Origin of the sequence: Actinomadura macra NBRC 14102 (assembly GCF_001552215.1) — a bacterium.
In the GTDB taxonomy this organism is placed as follows: Bacteria; Actinomycetota; Actinomycetes; order Streptosporangiales; family Streptosporangiaceae; genus Spirillospora; species Spirillospora macra.
This window is the reverse complement of the sequence record NZ_BCQT01000014.1, coordinates 147,776-167,880: the sequence shown is the minus strand read 5'-3', so window position 1 is coordinate 167,880 and position 20,105 is coordinate 147,776. Positions and strand designations below refer to the sequence as shown.

Annotated in this window: 22 protein-coding genes; 7 read left to right on the top strand and 15 right to left on the bottom strand. The window is 68.4% G+C overall.

Annotated features, from left to right (window positions below):
• Window positions 1–34: 34 nt before the first annotated feature.
• The 5 genes from AMA02S_RS23700 to AMA02S_RS23680 are packed head-to-tail and all read right to left on the bottom strand — an operon-like array spanning window position 35 to window position 5,560.
• A complete protein-coding gene (locus AMA02S_RS23700) occupies window positions 35–862 on the bottom strand; it encodes an ABC transporter permease (RefSeq protein WP_067461585.1) in 828 nt (275 codons plus the stop codon).
• Entirely contained in the window at window positions 859–1,719 is an 861-nt protein-coding gene (locus tag AMA02S_RS23695; RefSeq protein ID WP_067461584.1) for an ABC transporter permease, read from the bottom strand. Before AMA02S_RS23695 ends, AMA02S_RS23700 begins: the two co-directional genes overlap by 4 nt.
• Window positions 1,719–2,906: a polyamine ABC transporter substrate-binding protein gene (locus AMA02S_RS23690; RefSeq protein WP_067461583.1), complete on the bottom strand. Its 1,188-nt coding sequence runs from the start codon at window positions 2,904–2,906 to the stop codon at window positions 1,719–1,721. The genes AMA02S_RS23695 and AMA02S_RS23690 overlap by 1 nt, the downstream gene beginning before the upstream one ends.
• Before the next feature lie 40 nt (window positions 2,907–2,946).
• The gene (locus AMA02S_RS23685; protein ID WP_067461582.1) at window positions 2,947–4,101 is read right to left on the bottom strand and encodes an ABC transporter ATP-binding protein; all 1,155 of its coding nucleotides are present in this window, start codon (window positions 4,099–4,101) and stop codon (window positions 2,947–2,949) included.
• A 31-nt stretch (window positions 4,102–4,132) separates the two neighbouring features.
• Window positions 4,133–5,560 carry a gamma-aminobutyraldehyde dehydrogenase gene (locus AMA02S_RS23680; RefSeq protein ID WP_067461581.1) on the bottom strand — a complete coding sequence of 476 codons (1,428 nt, stop codon included), beginning with the start codon at window positions 5,558–5,560 and terminating at the stop codon, window positions 4,133–4,135.
• A 161-nt stretch (window positions 5,561–5,721) separates the two neighbouring features.
• Here AMA02S_RS23680 and AMA02S_RS23675 point away from each other — a divergent pair, with 161 nt between their 5' ends.
• Complete coding sequence (locus AMA02S_RS23675) at window positions 5,722–6,204, top strand: Lrp/AsnC family transcriptional regulator (protein WP_067461580.1); 483 nt, start codon at window positions 5,722–5,724, stop codon at window positions 6,202–6,204.
• A 95-nt stretch (window positions 6,205–6,299) separates the two neighbouring features.
• Window positions 6,300–6,557: a type II toxin -antitoxin system TacA 1-like antitoxin gene (locus AMA02S_RS23670; RefSeq protein ID WP_067461579.1), complete on the top strand. Its 258-nt coding sequence runs from the start codon at window positions 6,300–6,302 to the stop codon at window positions 6,555–6,557.
• Window positions 6,558–6,724: 167 nt separating this feature from the next.
• Here the strand turns inward: AMA02S_RS23670 and AMA02S_RS23665 are convergent, their stop codons facing one another.
• Window positions 6,725–7,156, bottom strand: coding sequence for an HIT family protein (locus tag AMA02S_RS23665; RefSeq protein WP_067461578.1), 432 nt, complete (start codon window positions 7,154–7,156; stop codon window positions 6,725–6,727).
• Between the two features lie 77 nt (window positions 7,157–7,233).
• Between AMA02S_RS23665 and AMA02S_RS23660 the strand changes: the two genes are divergently transcribed.
• The 3 genes from AMA02S_RS23660 to AMA02S_RS23650 all read left to right on the top strand — a co-directional run bounded on the left by AMA02S_RS23660 (window position 7,234) and on the right by AMA02S_RS23650 (window position 9,370).
• A complete protein-coding gene (locus tag AMA02S_RS23660; RefSeq protein ID WP_067461577.1) occupies window positions 7,234–7,944 on the top strand; it encodes an ATP-binding cassette domain-containing protein in 711 nt (236 codons plus the stop codon).
• Window positions 7,941–8,630 (top strand): hypothetical protein, encoded by a 690-nt coding sequence (locus tag AMA02S_RS23655; RefSeq protein ID WP_067461576.1) that lies wholly within the window; start codon window positions 7,941–7,943, stop codon window positions 8,628–8,630. Before AMA02S_RS23660 ends, AMA02S_RS23655 begins: the two co-directional genes overlap by 4 nt.
• A gap of 287 nt (window positions 8,631–8,917) precedes the next feature.
• The gene (locus AMA02S_RS23650) at window positions 8,918–9,370 is read left to right on the top strand and encodes a VOC family protein (RefSeq protein ID WP_067461575.1); all 453 of its coding nucleotides are present in this window, start codon (window positions 8,918–8,920) and stop codon (window positions 9,368–9,370) included.
• A gap of 18 nt (window positions 9,371–9,388) precedes the next feature.
• Here AMA02S_RS23650 and AMA02S_RS23645 read toward each other — a convergent pair whose 3' ends face one another.
• Genes AMA02S_RS23645 through rlmN form a run of 3 tightly spaced genes read right to left on the bottom strand, consistent with a single transcriptional unit; the run spans window position 9,389 to window position 11,973 of the window.
• The gene (locus tag AMA02S_RS23645; protein ID WP_067461574.1) at window positions 9,389–10,216 is read right to left on the bottom strand and encodes a DUF1963 domain-containing protein; all 828 of its coding nucleotides are present in this window, start codon (window positions 10,214–10,216) and stop codon (window positions 9,389–9,391) included.
• 60 nt (window positions 10,217–10,276) lie between these two features.
• Complete coding sequence (locus AMA02S_RS23640) at window positions 10,277–10,789, bottom strand: DivIVA domain-containing protein (protein WP_169806877.1); 513 nt, start codon at window positions 10,787–10,789, stop codon at window positions 10,277–10,279.
• Between the two features lie 56 nt (window positions 10,790–10,845).
• Window positions 10,846–11,973, bottom strand: coding sequence for a dual-specificity RNA methyltransferase RlmN (gene rlmN, locus AMA02S_RS23635; RefSeq protein ID WP_067461572.1), 1,128 nt, complete (start codon window positions 11,971–11,973; stop codon window positions 10,846–10,848).
• 129 nt (window positions 11,974–12,102) lie between these two features.
• Between rlmN and AMA02S_RS23630 the strand changes: the two genes are divergently transcribed.
• Entirely contained in the window at window positions 12,103–13,248 is a 1,146-nt protein-coding gene (locus AMA02S_RS23630; protein WP_067461641.1) for a suppressor of fused domain protein, read from the top strand.
• A 68-nt stretch (window positions 13,249–13,316) separates the two neighbouring features.
• Here AMA02S_RS23630 and AMA02S_RS23625 read toward each other — a convergent pair whose 3' ends face one another.
• The 5 genes from AMA02S_RS23625 to rpsB all read right to left on the bottom strand — a co-directional run bounded on the left by AMA02S_RS23625 (window position 13,317) and on the right by rpsB (window position 17,742).
• The gene (locus AMA02S_RS23625; protein ID WP_084265519.1) at window positions 13,317–14,324 is read right to left on the bottom strand and encodes a phosphatidate cytidylyltransferase; all 1,008 of its coding nucleotides are present in this window, start codon (window positions 14,322–14,324) and stop codon (window positions 13,317–13,319) included.
• Window positions 14,324–14,881, bottom strand: coding sequence for a ribosome recycling factor (gene frr / locus AMA02S_RS23620; RefSeq protein WP_067461571.1), 558 nt, complete (start codon window positions 14,879–14,881; stop codon window positions 14,324–14,326). The genes AMA02S_RS23625 and frr overlap by 1 nt, the downstream gene beginning before the upstream one ends.
• A 92-nt stretch (window positions 14,882–14,973) precedes the next feature.
• Window positions 14,974–15,768 (bottom strand): UMP kinase, encoded by a 795-nt coding sequence (pyrH, locus tag AMA02S_RS23615; RefSeq protein ID WP_067461570.1) that lies wholly within the window; start codon window positions 15,766–15,768, stop codon window positions 14,974–14,976.
• A gap of 55 nt (window positions 15,769–15,823) precedes the next feature.
• Window positions 15,824–16,660: a translation elongation factor Ts gene (gene tsf, locus AMA02S_RS23610; protein ID WP_067461569.1), complete on the bottom strand. Its 837-nt coding sequence runs from the start codon at window positions 16,658–16,660 to the stop codon at window positions 15,824–15,826.
• A gap of 83 nt (window positions 16,661–16,743) precedes the next feature.
• Window positions 16,744–17,742 carry a 30S ribosomal protein S2 gene (rpsB, locus tag AMA02S_RS23605; RefSeq protein WP_067461568.1) on the bottom strand — a complete coding sequence of 333 codons (999 nt, stop codon included), beginning with the start codon at window positions 17,740–17,742 and terminating at the stop codon, window positions 16,744–16,746.
• Window positions 17,743–18,139: 397 nt separating this feature from the next.
• On the opposite strand from rpsB, the gene AMA02S_RS45090 reads away from it, so the two are divergent.
• Window positions 18,140–19,096: a peptidoglycan DD-metalloendopeptidase family protein gene (locus AMA02S_RS45090; RefSeq protein WP_369688401.1), complete on the top strand. Its 957-nt coding sequence runs from the start codon at window positions 18,140–18,142 to the stop codon at window positions 19,094–19,096.
• A gap of 66 nt (window positions 19,097–19,162) precedes the next feature.
• Here AMA02S_RS45090 and AMA02S_RS23600 read toward each other — a convergent pair whose 3' ends face one another.
• Complete coding sequence (locus tag AMA02S_RS23600) at window positions 19,163–20,083, bottom strand: tyrosine recombinase XerC (RefSeq protein WP_245667770.1); 921 nt, start codon at window positions 20,081–20,083, stop codon at window positions 19,163–19,165.
• Between the last annotated feature and the right edge of the window lie 22 nt (window positions 20,084–20,105).

Genomic DNA, 20,105 nt, shown 5'->3' with positions numbered 1-20,105 from the left:
GCGTCCGCGCGGCGCGTCCACCGCTCGCGGCGCCTCAGCCGGACGCGCGGGCGGTGCGCCGCGCCGCCACCGCGGCGACCAGCGCGCCGACGGCGAAGATGAGGGTGCCCATCACGTTGACCTGCGGTGGCATACCCGTCCGTGTCGAACCGTAGATCCACAGCGGGAACGTCACCGTCGCGCCGCCGGTGAAGTCGGTGATGACGAAGTCGTCGATGGACAGCACGAACGCCAGCAGCGCCCCCGCCACCACCCCCGGCATGATCATCGGTAGCGTGACCAGCCGGAACCGTGTCCACGGCCCGGCGCCGAGGTCCCGCGCGGCCTCCTCCACGGCCGGATCGAGGCCCACCACGCGGGCGCGGACGGTCACGGCCACGAACGCGATCGAGAACATCACGTGCGAGGCCAGGATCGTCAGGTAGCCGCGCGGCAGGTTGAACGTGACGAACATCGACAGCAGCGAGGCGCCCATCACGATCTCCGGGCAGGAGATCACCATGAACAGCAGGAGGCTCGTCGTGCCCCGGCCGCGGAACCGGTACCGGCCGAGCGCGAGCCCGGCGAACGTCCCGATGACGGTGGTGACGCACGTGCTGAGCAGCGCGATCGTCAGCGAGTTGACGACGGCGGTGGTGAGATCGTTCTTGTCGAGCAGGTGGGCGTACCACGTGAGCGTGAAGCCCTCCCACCGGAAGTTCTGCTTGCCGTGGGTGTCGTTGAACCCGAACATGATCATGATCGCGACCGGCAGCAGCAGCCACGCGATCAGCAACAGGGTGTAGACGTGCAGGCCGGAGAACCGTCGAGTCCGGAGCCGCCGGACAGGGCGGCGCGCCGGGGTACGCGTACGGGTCGTCATCGTCCCGCCACGCCCAGCACGTCCCGGGCGCCGAGGGCCCGCGCGTAGGCGAAGATGCCGAGCAGCAGGATCGCCATCAGCACGAACGACAGCGCGGACGCGACCGGGTAGGCGCCGTTGTCGAAGTACTCCGACTGGATCACGTTGCCGATCATGGTGTTGCCGGGGCCACCGAGCACCTCGGCGTTGACGTAGTCCGCCGACATCGGCGCGAACGTCATGATCACACCGGCGAAGACACCCGGCAACGACAACGGCAGGATCACCCGCCCGAACGCCTGCGCGCGGCTCGCGTAGAGGTCGTAGGCGGCCTCCACCAGCCGCTGGTCGATCCGCTCCAGCGCCACGTAGATCGGCAGCACCATGAAGGGCAGGAAGTTGTAGGCCAGCCCGGACACGACCGCGAACCCGGTGTCCAGGACGTGGAAACCCGGCGGCAGGATCCCGTGGTCGCGCAGCGGCCCGAGGATCGGCCCGTTGTCGGTCAGGACGAGCTTCCACGAGACCGTCCTGAGCACGAACGACACGAAGTACGGCAGCAGCAGGAGGAACAGGTACGTCGTCTTGTTGCGGGCGCCCCGGAACGCGATCCAGTACGCCGCCGGGTAGGCCAGTGCCAGACACGCGACCGTCGCCAGCAGCCCGTACCAGAGCGACCGGACGAACAGATAGCCGTAGGTGTCGAGGCTCTCGCTGTAGTTCTGCCAATGGACCGTCTGCCGGAACCCGTCGACGAGATTTCCGGTCTGCAATGACAGCGACACCATCAGCACCAGCGGAACGGCGAAGAAGGCCGTCAGCCACAACCCGCCTGGCAGAACCATCAGATAGGGCGCGAGCCTCCCCCGCCTGGCCATCACGAACCCTTGGCGATGGGTTCAAAGACCTTCTGGTACTGGGTCTCCTCCGCCTGGGTGAGCCGCCGATAGCGCCGCAACCGGGCCAGGTCCGTCTCGGACGGGAACACCAGCGGGCTGGTGCTCAGCCTGGTCAGGTCCTTCCTGTCGTCACCGGTGGCCTTCGCCGCGTCCGCCGCGATGATCTGTTTCGTCGCCGGGACCGGCGTGATGTAGTTGACGAACTCGGTCAACGGTGCGTTGTTCGCCGGGACGTAGAGCCAGTCCATCAGGGTCAGCGCGTCCACGGGGTTCTCGGCGGTCTTCGGGATGCACATGTTGTCCGTCCAGAGCGTGCCGCCTTCCTCGGGCACCACGAACCGCACGTCCGGGCTGGTGAGACTGTAGACGTCACCCGACCACGCCATGCTGAGCCACACGTCGCCCTTGCTGACCGCGTCGACGTAGTCCTGCCTGTAGTACTTGCGAACGATCCCCCGGTCGCGTTGCTCGCGGAGCTTGGCGGCGGCCCTCTCCCAGTCGGCCAGTGTCGACTTCTCCGGGTCGACACCCAGCAGGAGCATTCCGAAACTACCGAGCTCCTGCGAGTCTCCCATCATGCCGACCCTGCCCTTGTACCGGGCGTCGAACAATTGGGCGATGCTGGTGATCTCGTCCTTGATGTACTTGGTGTTGTAGGCAATCCCGGTGATGCCCGACTGGTAGGGCACCGTGAACGCGTTGCCCGGGTCGTAGGACGGGTTCTTGAAGCCCGGACCGGCGTTCGCGGCGAAGTTCCCCAGCCGTGACGGGTCGAGCGGTGCCAGGTAGCCGAGCTGCCGGCACTTCTCCAGCTGGATCCCGTTCGTCATGACCATCAGGTCGAAGCCGATCGACTGCCCGGCCGCCAGCGGTGCCTGGATCTTGCCGAACCACGGCCCCGTCTCTTGGATGACCTCCTTGTAGGTCACCTTGATGCCGGTGGCTTTCTCGAACGCCTTGATGGTCTCGTGGTCGTCCTGCATGTAGCCAGGCCAGTTCGCCCAGCTCAACTTCCCGGTCCTGGCCCTGCCCGACCAATACTCCTGGACGTCGCTCTGACTGACCTGCCCCTTGGCGCCTCGCCCCTCCACACCACACGCCGCTAGGGCGAACCCTGCGCCCAGCAGTTGGACGGCACGCCGACGCGAAACAGTGGAGCGTGCCATACGCGGCCGAGTAAGTCCGCGCCGGAAAGCGGGGTCGATGTCACTCACTGGATGCCCCCAGTGCGTACGAGTGGCGCGGATCCCACGACAGCCACACATCGTCCCCTCGGGCGGCGATGTCGTCAGCAGAGGTGGTGTTCTGCGAGAACACCACAACGTCGGCGCCCGCGGACGTCGTCACGTTGTAGCTGGTCGACGTCCCGCGGTAGACCACCTCGGTCACCGTGCCCCGGACACCGCACAGCCCGTCCACCGGCCTGCCCCGGCCGATGCCGATCTTCTCCGGCCGGACGGTCAACTCCAACCGCTCCCCCGCCGCGACCTCCACACCGTCCCGCACCGGCACCTCGATCCGCCCGTCCCGGCCATAGGAGATCACCGCGGTCGTCGAGTCGACCCCCGCGACCTCGCCGCCCAGCAGGTTGGACGTCCCGATGAACCCGGCCACGAACCGCGTCGCCGGATGCTCGTAGATCTCCCTGGGCGTCCCCAGCTGTTCGATCAGCCCGTCGTTCATGACCGCGATGCGGTCGGACATGGTGAGCGCCTCACCCTGATCGTGTGTCACGTACAGGAACGTGATGCCGACCTCCCGCTGGATGTGCTTCAGCTCGACCTGCATGGCCTGGCGGAGCTTCAGGTCGAGCGCGCCCAACGGCTCGTCCAGCAGCAGGGCGCGCGGCCGGTTGACCAGGGCGCGCGCCAGCGCCACCCGCTGCTGCTGCCCGCCGGACAGCTCAGCCGGACGGCTCCGCTCCCGTCCGGCCAGATCGACGATGTCCAGCATCTCGCCCACCCGCGCCTTGATCTCGCCTCTCGGGACGCCGCGCCGGCGCAGACCGAACGCGACATTCTCGAAAACGTTCATGTGCGGGAACAGCGCGTACGACTGGAACATCATGTTCACGTCACGCCGGTTTGCGGGCACACCTGTGACGTTGCGCCCATGCAGGTAGACCTCGCCGACGCTCGGCTCCTCGAACCCGCCGATCATCCGCATGGTCGTGGTCTTGCCGCAGCCGGACGGCCCCAGAAGGGAGAAGAACTCCCCCTGCGCGATGGTCAGGTCGAGACCGCGGACCGCCGCGATCGTCTCGCCATAGGCGTGGTACGCCTTCTCCACACCCGCGAGCTCGATGGCGGGAACCGCGTGATCCGGCTCCTCGCGTGCCGGGGCGGACTTGGTCTCGGTCATGGCCGGGGGTTCCTTCACAGGGTCGGGGCGGTCAGCCGCCGATGTAGTGCATCACGTGCTTGACGCGCGTGTAGTCCTCGATTCCGTACATCGACATGTCCTTGCCGTAGCCGGAATGCTTGAAGCCACCGTGCGGCATCTCCGACACCAGGGGGATATGGGTGTTCACCCACACCGCACCGAAATCCAGAGCCCTGGTCATCCGCATGGCCCGTCCGTGGTCGCGCGTCCAGACACTCGCTGCCAGACCGTACTTCACACCGTTCGCCCACTCGACGGCCTGCCGCTCGTCCGAGAAGCTCTGCACGGTGATGACGGGGCCGAACACCTCGTTCTGCACCATCTCGTCGTCCTGGCGAAGCCCGCCGACGACCGTCGGGGCGAAGAAGTACCCGCGCTCCCCGACCCGCTTGCCCCCGGTCAGGACCCGCGCGTGCTCGGGGATCCGATCGAGGAACCCTTGGACGCGCTCAAGCTGCCCCGCGTTGTTCACCGGGCCGTAGTACGCCTCCGTGTCACTCGGGGGCCCGACCGCCGTCGCCTTGGCGGCCTCGGTGAGCGCCGTGGCGAAATCGTCGTGCAGCCGGTCGGCGACCAGGACCCGCGTGGCCGCCGTGCAGTCCTGTCCGGCGTTGAAGTACCCGGCCTCGGCTATGCCCGCCGCCGCCGACTCCACGTCCGCGTCATCGAAGACGACGACGGGCGCCTTGCCGCCCAGCTCCAGGTGCACCCGCTTGAGGTCCTTGGCCGCGGCCGCGGCGACCTCCATCCCCGCGCGCACGCTGCCGGTGATCGACACCATCTGCGGCGTCGGATGGTCGACGAGCGCTCGACCGGTGTCCCGGTCACCGCACACGACGTTGAACACCCCCGGCGGCAGGAACTCCGCCGCGATCTCGGCCAGCATCAGCGTGGTCGCGGGCGTCGTCTCGGACGGCTTGAGCACGACCGTGTTGCCCGCGGCCAGTGCGGGCCCGATCTTCCAGACAGCCATCATCATCGGGTAGTTCCAGGGCGTCACCTGGGCGCACACCCCGATCGGCTCGCGCCGGATCGAGGACGTGTGGTCCGCCATGTACTCGCCCGACGCCCGTCCCTCCAGCACCCGAGAGGCGCCCGCGAAGAACCGGAGGTTGTCCACCATCGGCGGCACCTCCTCGTCCAGGGTCAGCTGAAGGGGCTTGCCGGTGTCCCGGCTCTCCGCCTCGACGAGGTCCCCCGCACGTGCCTCCACCGCGTCCGCGAACCGCAGCATGGCCAGGCTCCGCTCCCCCGGCGTCGCGTCCCGCCACCCGGGGAAAGCACCCGCCGCCGCCCGGAACGCGGCGTCGACGTCCTCAGGCCCGGACACGGGCACCTCCGCGTACGCCTCGCCGGTGCTGGGATCGACCACCTCCAGGGTCCGCCCGCCCTTCGCGTCCGTGTGTTCGCCGCCGATGAAGTTGCGCAGTCGGCTCATCCTCGATCCCTCCCGGGCTCTCGCCCGAAGTGTCCCTGTCAGCCCGACCCTTACAGAGGATCCCGCTTCAGTACAAGTGATTCCGTTGTTACGATCATCATTCGCGACCGATTCACTTGATCTGAATGCGATTCACTCCCGATGCCGCAAGGAGACCAACGATGACGGCCTTGCCGCCCACCCGCCGGGGCTCTTCCGCCGTCCCGCTCGACGAGACCGCCAAGCAGATCATCGAGCAGCTCCAGCAGGACGGCCGGCGTTCCTACGCCGCCATCGGCAAGGCGGTCGGACTCTCCGAGGCCGCCGTCCGCCAACGTGTCCAGAAACTACTCGACAGCGGAGTCATGCAGATCGTCGGCGTCACCGACCCCCTCATGCTCGGTTTCTCCCGGCAGCTGATGATCGGCGTCAGATGCGATGGCGACCTGGAGGAGATCGCCGACGGGCTCGCCGCCATCACCGAGATCGACTACGTGGTCATCACCGCCGGCTCCTTCGACATCCTGCTCGAACTCGTCTGCGCGGACGACGGGCACCTCCTGGAGCTCCTCGGCCGCATCCGCGCGGTCCCCGGCGTCGTGTCCACTGAAAGTTACGTCTATCTCAAGCTGCGCAAGCAGACCTACTCCTGGGGCGCCCGCTGACCCACCGCACCCGCACCGATTCTCGTCCTTAAAGGGGATGTCCAGGCCACTCCGCCCGACGTACTTTCTAAGTGCTGCAAGGAAGGAGACCGGCCATGTCTGAGTCGGTTCGCCAGGACCTTCCCGCCACCGATCACATCGGTTTCCAGACGTCCACGGAACAGAACCTCGTGATCCGCAAGGCGGCCGAGCTGATCGGCTGGACGGTCCCCGAGTACGTGCTGTCCGCGGCCCTAGACCGGGCAGAACGCGACCTCTACGAACACGCTGCCGCCCTAGCGGGCACCGACCCCACCCCACCCGAGACCGAAGCAGCCGAACCCTACGTGGCCATAGTGGCGGCCCTAGGCTGACCCCCCGGCAAGGCCTTAGCCGGGCCTTGCCGGCAGACCCACTCACCCCAACGCCCATCACGTCAACTCCGGCCGTACTGCCCACCGATCCCCAGACACCCTGTGCGGCCACCCGGCCTTCAGGACCCACGGGCGCCGTCGAACCACTGCGCGGCGCCTCAAGGGCCCTACACCATCGCAGCCGCCAGACGCGCTGCGTACTCGGCCGTTTCGACCTCGGATGCGTACTTCTGCCGTGGCCAGAAGAAGCCTCGCAGACCGTCCTTGCGGTTCCGCGGGACAACATGAACATGCAGGTGCGGCACACTCTGACTCACCCGGTTGTTCATCGCCACGAACGACCCCGCCGAGCCGAGCACGGACTCCATCGCTCCCGCCAACCGCTGCGCCTGGCCGAAGAAGGGTCCCAGCAGGTCGGATGGCAGGTCCCCGAGCGTCTCGTAGTGCACGCGCGGGACCAGCAACGTGTGCCCCTTGAACAACGGCCGCGTATCCAAGAACGCCACCGCGTCAGGTACGTCGAGCACAATGTGCGCCGGCCGCTCGCCTTTCACGATCTCGCAGAACACACACCCCGCACCTGCCGCAGAAGCACCCATGCCCACATTCTCGTGTCCCTCCGCACCCGCTTGGGTTAACGCCACCCTTACGACAGCGTCGCTACCGTCCGTTGCCTATGCGGCTTGAAAGCATCGCCTTCCGCTATCACCGGAAGGATCCCTGGGTGCTCAAGGACGTCACCCTCTCCCTCCCCCCAGGCCGGGTGACCGAGGTGACCGGACGCAACGGCGCGGGAAAATCCACCCTGCTCCGGCTGATCGCGGGGCTGCGCACTCCGCGCAAGGGCGTCATCAAGGACAGGCCGAGCCGCGTGGGCTATGCGCCCGAACGGTTCCCCGTGGACCAGCCGTTCGTCGTCCGCTCGTACCTGAATCACATGGCCGCGATCCGCCGGGTACCCCGCTCCGCTGTGGACGAATGGGCAGAACGCCTCGGTTTCGAGCACCTTCTCAGCGTCCGCTTGGGCGAACTGTCCAAGGGCAGCGCCCAGAAGGTCGGCATCGCCCAAGCCCTGCTGGACGCCCCGTCCCTCCTCATCCTGGACGAGCCCTTCGCCGGCCTGGACGCCGCCACCCGCGGCGCCCTCCCGTCCTTGATCGCCGACCTCGCCGCCGCGGGAACGACGGTGGTGGTCAGCGATCACCAGCGCTGCATCGAGGCGCTTCCCGACATCGACCGCCTGCGCGTGGCCGACGGCACCGTGACCCACCTCGCCTCCGAAGCGGTCGAATGGACTCTCCTGGAGGTCATCGTGCCCAAGCACGAGGCCGACGCCGTGGAGACCAAGCTCCGCGCGGACGGTCACGAAGTACGGAGGCCCCGGTGATCGCACTGGCCCGCTTCCAGATCTCCGGTTACCTCCGTTCGCTGCGCGTGCTGCACCCTCTGATCGTCATCGCCCTCGTCGTGGCGCTGATCCTCCTCCAGGGGCCGAGCGGGCCGGAGGCGGGCGATCTCGCCGTCGGCACCCTCGGTGACGTCGCCGCCTTCATGTTCCCCATCTGGGCCTGGACAGCGCGCGCCCTACTGGACACACAGCCGGACGAGCAACGCGCACTGACGGCCACCGCCGCACGCCGCCCCTCCACACCCACATGGGCCGGGTTGCTGGCGGCGTACGCGGTCAACCTCTGTCTCGGCCTTCTCGCACTGGCCGTCCCCCTCTTCCAGGCGATTCTGGCCGAATCGCCGGGCAAGGCGATCCTGACCGGCCTCGCCCTCTCCGCACTCGTCGCCGCCTCCGGCACCCTCCTCGGCGCCTGGACGAGCCGAGCCGTCCTCACAGATCCCGGCGTCTCCCTCCTGGCGCTGCTCGGCGGAGCGGCGGCCCTGATCCTCCTCGGTCTCGGCCGGCTCTCATGGCTCTCCATCCCCATGATCGAGTGGCTCCGCACCGCCCACGACGGCTCCGAAGCGTTCGTCTCCGGCTTCCCCGCCCTGGCCCTCCACCTGCTTCTCTGGACAGCAGCAGCCGGCATCGCCTATGCGGCGCTTCCCCGCCTCCGCCACTAAGGCCTCCCTCAAGGGTGCAGCACCAAGTGATCCTTCGGGGTGATCTTGGGACGCGTCGGAAGGATGTGATCACCGCGCACCAGGGCGGCGCCGGACCCGCAAGGCACCATCAACGGGGCGCACCTCGCCGGCACGGGTGCAGCGGGCGGTCAACTGTCTGGTCGAAGGGCCAGGATGCGGGTCATACACGATGGAGCTCAGGGCATAGCGGCCCCGGTGGGCGACACCGCTACTGGCACCCAGTGTCATGGTTGCGAGTGATTCATGTAACTAGTAATACTGGTTACATGGTTCTGAGTTGGAAACTGGTCATCGACAGCACGGACGCGCCCTCCCTCGCGGACTTCTGGGCCGCGGCCCTGGACTACGAGGTGGAGGATCCCAGCACGCTTGTCGAGCAGTTGCTGGCCGCCGGCCAGATCGGTGAGGGGGCGGTCCTCGAACATCGCGGTCACAAGACCTTCCGGGGCTACGCCGCGGTCCGCCACCCCGAAGACCCCTTCGACGAGGCCAGCGGCGTCGGCCACGGCAGGCGGCTGCTCTTCCAGGATGTGCCCGAGGGCAAGTCCGGCAAGAATCGCCTGCACATCGACATCCACAGCGAGCCCGGCGGCCTTGAGAAGCTGGTGGACCGGTTGGAAGCGTTGGGAGCGACTCGCGTCCGCGAGGTCGACCGGGGGCCTGCCGGGCACTGGTGGATCATGCAGGACCCCGAGGGCAACGAGTTCTGCGCGGCGTAGTCGGCCGAGCCGCAACCGTCAGGTGGCCTGAACGGTCAGCCATGTTCGCTCCAGGGGTTCGTCATCTCGGGCGCAGAAGTAGACGCGGCCTGGGTCGCCCCAGTGCCATCCGAGACGTGTGTCTGAGTCGAGTTGGAGCAGCAGACGCCATTCGTCCACGATGGCTTCGTCTTCTGGGGAAAGTTCGACGGGTCGGAGGGAGTCGAGGTCACGGCCGGACGAGGCGTACAGGCAGTCAGGACCGATCGGGCGCTGGACGAGCGCGGGCCAGCCGCCCAACTGATGGACGGGTGTGTCGTCGGGCCAGGCGTGCTGTGACCAAGCTGCGTGGAGTTGCTCGTACACGTGCAGGCAGCCGCTGTAGGCCTGTTCCAAGCGGCGGACGACGGGTTCTTGCGGGGAGGGCAGCGACAGGAACGGGGCGGCCCCGAGGACGCACTGCGGGTACCGGGGAGCACCAGGTGGCGTGCTGGTCTCCTGCAACTCGCCGGTGAAGACGCGCCAGCCGTCACGCTGGCCTGCCGCATCGCCCCACGGACGAGGTGCCTCGCTCGCGTAGTAGAAGGCGGCCATCCCCGTGGCGGGCAACCCGGGGATGTCGCCGAGCACGGCGAGGTCGGCGAAGTCGACGGCGCCCAGGAAGTCGAGCGGCCGCCCCTCCCATTCGGGCCAGCGTTCGCCCGGCGGAAGCAGCGGGGGGCCACCGAGGTGAACGCTCACCGCGCCTTCGCCCCCAAGCCGCAGCGCGGGACGGGCCAGGGGAAGCAGTGCGGCGGTGACCTCGGGAGCGAAGAAGAGGCCGAACAGGGAGCGCAGTCGCCGCCGTTGCGCATCGAAGTGATCCATGTCACGTAGCGTCGCGCGCCCCGGCGCCGTGCGCCAGTCCCCCGCCGAATTGTGGATAACTCAGCGGCGCTCCAGGGCCCCCGCGAGCTGGACGAGGAACCGGTCGACCTCCTGCTCGTCATAACCGGGCCCGAGCCGGACGACCCGGAACGCACTTTCCCGCACATCACGGGCCGTCACCGGCGGGGCGGAACCGCGCAGGCCGGCGACCACACGATCCAGGAACGCATCCACGTCGCGTACGTCATAACCCGAGCGGAGACCCGCACCCGAGAAGCGTGCGTTCTGGATCCAGTTGACCAACCAGCCGGGGTGGACGCGAGGGCGACCCGGACGCTCGTCGTAGGGAGCGGTGGTCTGAAGTTCTCTGATGCACTCGCGCACCAGTTCGTCCACAGCGCGCTGCTCATAGCCCCGCAGGACGATGTCGAACCGGGCGGCGCGAACCTCGTCCGCGGACAGTGGCGGCCCGCCGTTCAGCGCTCGTGCGATCCGCCCGAGCAGCTGGTCCACCTGGCCTCGGTCATACCCTCGCAACGCCACCGGCAGCCGCGCACCCGTTTTCACCGGCACCGTGCTCCTCAGTCCAGCGCGCCCGCGAGGCGCGAGGAACACGCCCGCCGGCGCACTCAGTCCTTGGTCGCCGCGGCCAGCTGCCCGCAGGCCCCGTCGATCTCCCTGCCCCGAGTGTCGCGCACCGTGACCGGGACCCCGTGGGCCTCAAGGCGCCGGACGAACTCCCGCTCGTCCTCGGGTCGCGAGGCGGTCCACTTGGAACCCGGCGTCGGGTTCAACGGGATCAGATTGACGTGTACGAGATGACCGCGCAAGAGCTTCCCGAGGAGATCGGCCCGCCACGCCTGATCGTTGACGTCTTTGATCAGGGCGTACTCGATCGAGACGCGGCGCCCGCTGCGGTCCGCGTACGCCCAGGCGGCGTCGAGCACCTCCGCGACCTTCCACCGGTTGTTGACCGGTACCAGCTCGTCGCGAAGCTCGTCATCGGGGGCGTGCAGGGAGACGGCCAGCCGGACGGACATGTCCTCGGCGGCGAGCTTCTCCATCGCCGGGACGAGCCCCACCGTGGAGACGGTGACGGATCGCTGGGAGATCCCCAGGCCCGCCGGTGCCGGATCCGTGATGCGCCGTACGGCACCGATCACGGCCTTGTAGTTGGCCAACGGCTCGCCCATGCCCATGAAGACGATGTTGGAGACGCGTCCAGGTCCGCCTGGAATCCGTCCACGAGCCAGAGCGCGCGCGCCGGCCGCGACCTGCTCGACGATCTCGGCAGCGGAAAGGTTGCGAGTAAGCCCCGCCTGACCGGTCGCGCAGAAAGGGCAGTTCATGCCGCAACCCGCTTGGGACGAGACGCACATCGTCGCGCGGTCCGGGTAGCGCATCAGCACCGACTCGAACAGGACGCCGTCGAACGCCTTCCAGACCGTCTTCAGCGTCCTGCCATCGTCGCAGTCCAGCTGGCGTACGGGTGTGAGAAGCGAGGGCAGCAGCTCCGCGACGAGACGATCGCGGACGGCGGCGGGGAGGTCGGTCATCTCGGCCGGGTCGTCGATCAGCCGGGCGAAGTAGTGCCGTGACAGCTGATCGGCCCGGAACGGCCTCTCGCCGAGCGCGGCGACCGCCTCGCGCCGCTCGGCGGAGGTGAGGTCGGCGAGATGGCGCGGTGGCTTGCCGCGGCGTGGAGCGGCGAAGACGAGCTTCGCCGGGGTCCTCGTGGGGCCGGTGGTCGCAGACATGGTCCTTACAGTGTCGCAAACACCCGGCCATGCCTCGTCCGCCCACGGTACCGCCCCGATTCCCAGCCGGGACATAAGCGAGACACGACATCCCTGCACATGACCTTGTCTGCGACTAAGGTGCCGATCATGTCGGTATTGCGCAGGGGCGCCGCATCCCCCCGGAGCCCCGCCGCCACTGTCGTCCACGCCGAGGCCAGCCCCTACGGCAGCCGTAGGCTCATCATCGAGACCGATGGGGACGTCACCGCGGCCTACCTCAAGGACGCCCGCGACTCGGTGGTCGGAGCGGTCTGGGTAGCCAACCACCACAAGGCTCCTGCCGAACTGGACCAGTCACGCCTGAACGCGGGCAGCGCACCGCTTCTGCCAGAGTCCCACGTCAGGCACCCAGAGGGACGCAAGGCGCTGGACACCGCCGCCCTAGAGGTCGTGTGGTTCGAAGAAGGCGACGGCGTGGCCGTCCTTGAGGCAGGGGATCCGCTGTTCGTCATCCCCGGTTGGTCGGACATGGGGCGCGGGATCCCCGGCTACGGCCGCGACGCGACGGAACAGAGCCCCTTCGCCTTCCCTCTGGCCGACGAGATCGAGGACTTCGGCCCAAGGATCGACCGCGCGCGCGAGCACTGGAAGACGTGCCGTGCTGACGGATCGTGGGCCGAATTCCAACAATCCGTCCTCGGTCACCTGCTGCAAAGGCTCGGACCAGGTGGCCACTACTGGCACGACGTAGGACGCCAACTGGCGGGCGGAAGGCCGAGCGTGGCCCCGACGGTGGGCGTGTCGGAACGACCCCTACGCGGCGACCGTGACTTCACCGTGCTCAGCACCGTCGGCATGAGCCGCCAGCGGATGCCCACGGTGGAGCTGTACGAGGACGACGTCGCTCCCTACGCCAGGATCGAGCTAGCCGTGGCGAGCACCCTGCCGAGCCAGCGCGCGGGCAGCATCTTCCCCTGGCTCGCGCAGTACCCGTGGCGGTCGGTGACGTGGTTCGCGCCTGGGGACGTGGTCAAGTGGTACCACGAGGCCCGCACGTTCCCCCTTAGCACCGGTGAGATCGTCTGGGAGGGCGTCCTGCTCCTGGACGACCCCGGCCGGCTTGCCGGCCCACCTGCCCCCGCCCTGACCGGGTTGTCCATCCATGGCGACCCGGTGCGATGGCTATGGCTCGTCCCCATCACCGGCGAGGAGCACCGTTTCGCCAAGAGCGAGGGCTCGGACGCGCTGGTACGGCGCCTCGCGCAACAGGGCCGTTCCTGGGTCGTCTCCTAGCCCGGCCTTGCCCGCGCCAGGGACGCAGCGGTTCAGTCAAGGACGCAGCGGTTCAGGGACCGCGAAGCCTAGCTGGGGACGAAGAGCTCTAGCAGCAGCCAGACGACCGGAGCCGTCGCCACCAGCGAGTCGAGGCGGTCCATCACGCCACCATGGCCGGGCAGGAGGGTCCCCATGTCCTTGATGCCGAGATCCCGCTTGATCATGGATTCGATGAGGTCGCCGACGGTCGCGGTGACGACGACGGCGAGGCCGACCACCACGCCTTGCCAGACCTGACCACCGTCCAGTAGCCACCACACGAGCCAGCCGCCGACGAGCATGCAGGTGACGGCGGATCCTGTGAAGCCCTCCCAGGTCTTCTTCGGGCTGATCGTCGGGGCCATCTTGTGCTTGCCGAGGAACGACCCGGCGAAGTAGCCCCCGATGTCACTGGCCACGGTCGTCGCGATGAAGATGACGATCCGGTGGTCGCCGTCGCCCGGACGCATGAGCAGCGCGACGATCCCGCCCATCAGGACCAGGTAGCCCGCGACGAACGCCCCTGCGGCGACGTCCCGGACATACCCGTCGGAGCCTTCGGTCATCCGCGTCATGAGCAGCGCCAGCACGGTGAGCGAAACGGCCGCGACGATCGCCGTCGAACCCCACACGTACGCCACGACCGGAGTGGCGACCATGCCCGTGGCAAGGGGGATGAACGGCACCCGTATGTCTCGGCTCTTGAACGCGTCCGTCAACTCGCGCATGCCGAGGAACAGGAAGACCACCATCACGCCAAGGAAGATCTCCTTGACCGTGTAGAGCGACAGCAGCACCAGGGCCCCGAGGGCACCGCCCACGCCGATGGCGATCGGAAGGTTGCGACCGGCCTTGCCCGGGCCTTTGCCCCCGGACGCGGTCGCGCCGGACTGCCCGTCCGCGGGCGGAACACCCGCGGACGTGGAACTCCCGGAGAAGGCGCCCGGCGCGTCACCGGAGAGCGAGGCCGCGACCTCACCCGTCGGCAGACCGGAAACTCCGGTCGCCGGCTCGTCCGGGGAGCCGGCGGGCTCCCCGGCGTCGTCGAGTCTCATCAAACCTCGAGCAGTTCGGCCTTCTTGTGCTCCAGGAGCTCGTCGATCTGCGCCACGTACCGGTGCGTGGTGTCGTCGAGCTCCTTCTCGGCGCGCCGGACCTCGTCCTCGCCCACCTCACCGTCCTTGGCGAGCTTGTCGAGGGTGTCCTTGGCACGCCGGCGGACGTTACGGATGGAGATCTTGCTGTCCTCGGCCTTGCTGCCCGCGACCTTGATGAACTCCTTGCGGCGCTCCTCCGACAGGTCGGGGAAGACCACCCGGATGACGTTGCCGTCGTTGGTCGGGTTCACGCCGAGGTCGCTCTCGCGGATCGCCTTCTCCACGGCCTGCATGGACGACTTGTCGAAAACCTGGACGATGACCATCCGCGGCTCCGGCAAGGTGAACGAGGCGAGCTGGTTGATCGGTGTCGGCGTGCCGTAGTACTCCGCCGTGATCTTGTTGAACATGGCGGGGGTGACCCGTCCGGTACGGATGGCCTGGAAGTCCTCCTTGGCGACCGTGACCGCCTTCTCCATCTTCTCCTCGGCTTCGAGGAGCGTCTCGTCGATCACTGCGACTCCCATGTCATCTGGTCGGCCCTGGTCACTGCGGTTCCACACTGCGGTCACGCGCCACGCTCGCGCACTGTGGCCCGGGGCTGCGGTCAGCCCTCAGCCGGGCTGACCAGCGTGCCGATCTTCTCACCCCGGACGGCCCGGACGATGTTGCCCTGCCCCATGAGGTCGAAGACCACGATGGGGAGCGCGTTGTCCATGCAGAGGCTGATGGCCGTGGCGTCCATGACCTTCAGTCCCCGCTGTAGGACTTCACCGTAATCCAAACGGTCGAACTTGACCGCGTCTGGATTCTTTCGAGGATCGGCATCGTAGACCCCGTCCACCTGAGTGGCCTTCAGAACGGCCTCCGCGCCGATCTCCAGCGCGCGCTGAGCGGCGGTGGTGTCGGTGGAGAAGAACGGCTGGCCGAGCCCCGCGCCGAAGATGACCACACGGCCCTTCTCCAGGTGCCTGATGGCACGCCGGGGGATGTACGGCTCTGCGACCTGGCTCATGGTGATGGCCGTCTGGACCCGGGTGTCCATCCCGAGCTTCTCCAGGAAGTCCTGGAGGGCCAGACAGTTGATGACCGTGCCGATCATCCCCATGTAGTCGCCACGGCCCCGGTCCATGCCGCGCGCGGCGAGTTGGGCCCCGCGGAACATGTTGCCGCCGCCGCACACGACCGCCACCTGCACGCCGTCCCGAACGGCCTCGGAGATGGCCTCCGCCACGTGCTGCACGACCTCGGGGTCGATGCCGAGGGGGTCGCGTCCGGCGAAGGCTTCGCCCGAGAGCTTCAGCAGCACCCGCTTCCAGCCCGCACGAGGCGCGTGCTGCTCATGCTCATGCGGTTCGGACGACGAGGCCGCCGTCGCGCTAGTGGTCGTCTTCTCCGGCACGTCGGCGGCCTCCTCGTTGCGTCGCGAATCTCGGGTCTCTGTCTCCAGAGTGCCCCTACGCCTGCCCGACCTTGAACCGGGCGAAGCGAACGACCTTCACGCCGGCCTCGTCCAGGACCTTCGCGATCGTCTTCTTGTTGTCCTTGACGAATGCCTGCTCCACCAGCACGAAGTCGCGGAAGTAGGCGTTCACCCGGCCCTCGACGATCTTGGGGATGGCCTGCTCGGGCTTCCCCTCGTCGCGGGTGAGCTGCTCGGCCAGCGCCCGCTCCTTCTCGATCGCCTCGGCGGGGATCTCCTCGCGGGTGAGGTACTTGGGCGCCATCGCCGCGATCTGCTGGGCGACGTCCTTGGCGACCACGGCGTTCTCGGCGTCCAGCTCGACCAGGACACCGGTGGTCGGCGGCAGCGACGGGTCGGACTTGTGCAGGTAGCTGGCCACGTAGGCACCCTGGAAGTGGGCGAAACGACGCAGTTCCAGCTTCTCGCCGATCGTGGCGCTGTGCTCCTCGATCAGGGCCTGGACGGTCTTGCCCGGCTCGATCTCGGCCCCGAGCAAGGCCGGCGCGTCCGTGACGCCGCTGGCCGCGGCGAAGGTGACCAGGCGGTCGGCCAGCTCGATGAACTGGGAGTTCTTGGCGACGAAGTCGGTCTCGCAGTTGAGCTCCAGCAGCGCGCCGTCACCGGAGTTCTCGAAGTGCTCGGCGACCAGGCCGTTCGCCGCGGTCCGCTCGGCCCGCTTGCCGACGTCCTTGGCGCCCTTGAGGCGCAGCAGCTCCGTGGCCTTCTCGAAGTCGCCGTCCGCCTCGGTCAGGGCGTTCTTTACGGCCATCATGCCGGAGCCGGTCAGTTCGCGAAGCCGCTTGACGTCCGCGGCGGTGAAGTTAGCCATCGCTCTCTTCGCTTCTCTCGTCGTTGGTCGTACGACCCGCAACGGTCCCGGCGTCCCTCGCGGGGCCGCCGGGACCGGGGGGATCAAGCCTGCTCGGACTCGGCCTTCGCCTCGGAACCCGCCTCGGCGGCGACCTCCGCGACCGGCTCGGCCTGCTCAGCGGGCTCAGCGGGCTCGGCGTCTGCGCTCTCGGCGGCAGGGGCCTCAACGGGAGCCTCGGCCGGAGCCTCGGCCGGGGTCGCGGCCTCGTCGGCGGGGGCTTCGGCCGGAGCCGCGGCCTCCTCGGCGGGCTTGCCCTCAAGCAGGTCCCGCTCCCACTCGGCCAGCGGCTCGGCGGCACCGGAGGCGGCGCCCTCGGCGGGCTTCTCGTCCCCGCCGGAGGCCGCGCCGGCGCGGGCGATGAGCCCGTCGGCGACGGAGTCGGCCACCACGCGCGTCAGCAGGCTGACACTGCGGATGGCGTCGTCGTTGCCGGGGACGGGGTAGTCGACCTCGTCGGGGTCGCAGTTGGTGTCCAGGATCGCGACGACCGGGATGCCGAGCTTCTTGGCCTCGTTGACCGCGATGTGCTCCTTCTTGGTGTCCACGATCCAGATGGCGCTCGGAACCTTCGCCATGTCGCGGATACCGCCGAGGGTGCGCTCCAGCTTGTCCTTCTCACGGCGCAGGCCGAGCAGTTCCTTCTTGGTCATCCCGGAACCGGCCACGTCGTCGTAGTTGATCTCCTCCAGCTCCTTGAGCCGGGTGAGCCGCTTGTGGACGGTGGAGAAGTTGGTGAGCATGCCGCCCAGCCAGCGCTGGTTCACGTAGGGCATGCCGACCCGGGTGGCCTGCTCGGCGATGGATTCCTGGGCCTGCTTCTTGGTACCGACGAACAGGATCGTGCCGCCGTGCGCGACGGTCGCCTTGACGAACTCGAAGGCGCGGTCGATGTAGGACAGCGACTGCTGCAGGTCGATGATGTAGATGCCGTTGCGCTCGGTGAGGATGAAGCGCTTCATCTTCGGGTTCCACCGGCGGGTCTGGTGGCCGAAGTGGACGCCGCTCTCCAGGAGCTGCCGCATGGTGACGACGGGTGCCATTGCCCGTGCTCTCCTTCTCTGGCCCTGACGGGCCACATTTGGTTGTCTGCCTGCGCCCGGGCTCCGCCCCACCGTCGCCATGGGCGACGGACCGAGGGACAGCGCCCCACCATGTCTGCGGTGGCATGCGGACGCGTGAAATCAGCCGCCGGGCTCCCCCTGGCGGCTGTGATCCGGAGACTTTCCCGGATCCGGCTCTTCCGCTCACGAGGAACGGCTTCTCGCCTCACCCACCGAACCGGGGGATCAGCAACGGCCTGGCCTGGCCGGTGTCCTTTCGGGCACGACTACAGATTATCAGGGCTCGGACGCCGCCGGGAATCAACGGTCCCGGCAGTTATCCACAGTTCGCGGACCTCCTCGACGGGCCGCATCCGCACCGGGCAGGCTGCGGGACATGACCCTGCTCACACTCCTGCTCACCTGCGTCATGGCTACAGGATCACCCACGCTGGAGCCTGCCGGAACACTCGATCCGGCGCCCTCGACGGCCCACGCCTTGAACGTGCGGGCGCCCGCTTCGAACACAAACGAGCCGGATCTGAACGCACCCGCACCGAGCCTGAACACGCAAAGACCCACCCTGAACAAGCCGGTGCCGTGGTTGAACACACATTCACATGATTCGAACCAACACACGCCGGATCTGAACGCACCCGCACCGGGCCTGCACCTCCCCTCGCCCGTCACAGGCTCGCCGTCGCCTGAATCGGTCGCTTGGCGCTGGCCCTTAGGGCCGCCCGCCCCTCGGGTCCTACGCGCCTTCTCACCGCCGCCCGTTCCATGGGCCGCCGGGCATCGTGGGGTTGATCTTGCCGCGCGTCCCGGGCAACTCGTGCGCGCAGCCGGCGCGGGCCAGATCTCATACGCCGGACGTATCGCAGGGCAGGGCGTCATCGCGATCACGCACGGTCCCCTGCGCACGACCTATCTTCCCGTCCATCCCGGCGTCCGCGTCGGGCGTTCGGTACGCGCCGGCGCTCGAATCGGTGAGCTGGAGAATGGCCCGTTCCACTGCCGCACAGCCTGCCTGCACTGGGGTCTTCTCCAGGCGCGCCTCTACCTGGACCCACTCAACCTAGTCAGACGCCAGGTCCGCCTGCTCCCCTTCTGGTCATCGCCCCCGCCGTCTCCGCACCCGGCACCCGCTCGGCTGCCCCGCCCAGAACCGCAGATGAGCCTCCGGAACGCTACGACCGCGACGGGCGGTGCCCTCACCGGCCTCGCCCTCGCCGGCAGCATCGCCTTCGCTTGGCGCCGCATCCGAACCCGCTCCGTCCCGCGACGCCCGCATCGTCCACCACCAGGTGTCATAGACCTGGCGCGGGAACGCCGTCTGCGCCGCACCCCTTAACTCAGGGGAGCTTGATAGCGCTTCCATCACCGCTCTCCGGCGGCGCGGTGTCAGCCCGATCCGGTGTCAGTCCGATCCGGAGTCCTGGACACCACGAGGGTGGGCTTGACGGTGGACTTGCTTGAGCCGCTCAGCTGATACGTGTGTGTAGAGCTGGGTGGTCTGCAGGGAGGCGTGACCGAGGATCTCCTGAACGCTCCGCAGATCCGCTCCGCCCTCCAGCAGGTGGGTCGCCGCGCTGTGCCGGAGGCCGTGCGGGCTCAGGTCGGGCACTTCGCCGACCTCGGCGATCCGGGCGTGGACGATCCTTCGGGCACTCGTTGCGTGCAGGCGGCCCCCGCGAGCGCCGAGAAAGAGGGCCGGTCCGCTTTCCCCGTTCGCCAGGGCGGGCCGTCCTGCCCGCAGCCAATCCTGGACGGCGCGGACGGCGGGGTCCCCCACGGGGACAGTACGTTCCCTGTCCCCCTTGCCGACCACGCGGACAGTACGGCGGCTCGTGTCCAGGTCATCGATATCCAGCCCGCAGAGTTCACTGACACGGACGCCGGTGCCGTAGAGCACCTCAAGCACCGCCAAGTCCCGAAGACCCATCGGGCCTTGAGCGTCCAAATCGTCCAGAAGCCGAGCAGCGTCGTTCTGGGTGAGCACCCCAGGTAGATCCCGTGTGCGCTTCGGCGTCCCTAGAAGCAGCCCCGGATCGCTCGCCAGAAGGCCGCGTCGATGCAGATGGCGGGTGAACGTCCGCACTGCCGCCGTACGGCGGGCCAGAGTCGCACGGGAACGGCCGAGGGCATGCTGACGGGCGAGCCAGGCGCGTAGCAGGGAGACGTCCAGTTCCCGCGGCTCGACCAGGCCGACGCTGCCGGCATAGGCGCACAGGTCGTTCAGATCACCCAGGTACGCCCGCAGGGTGTGCGGGGACACGTCGCGTTCGGCGCGCAGATGGCGGCCGAACTCCACGACGGCCTCCTCCAAGGGGTTGCTCACAGCCGCCACGCTGCGGCAACCA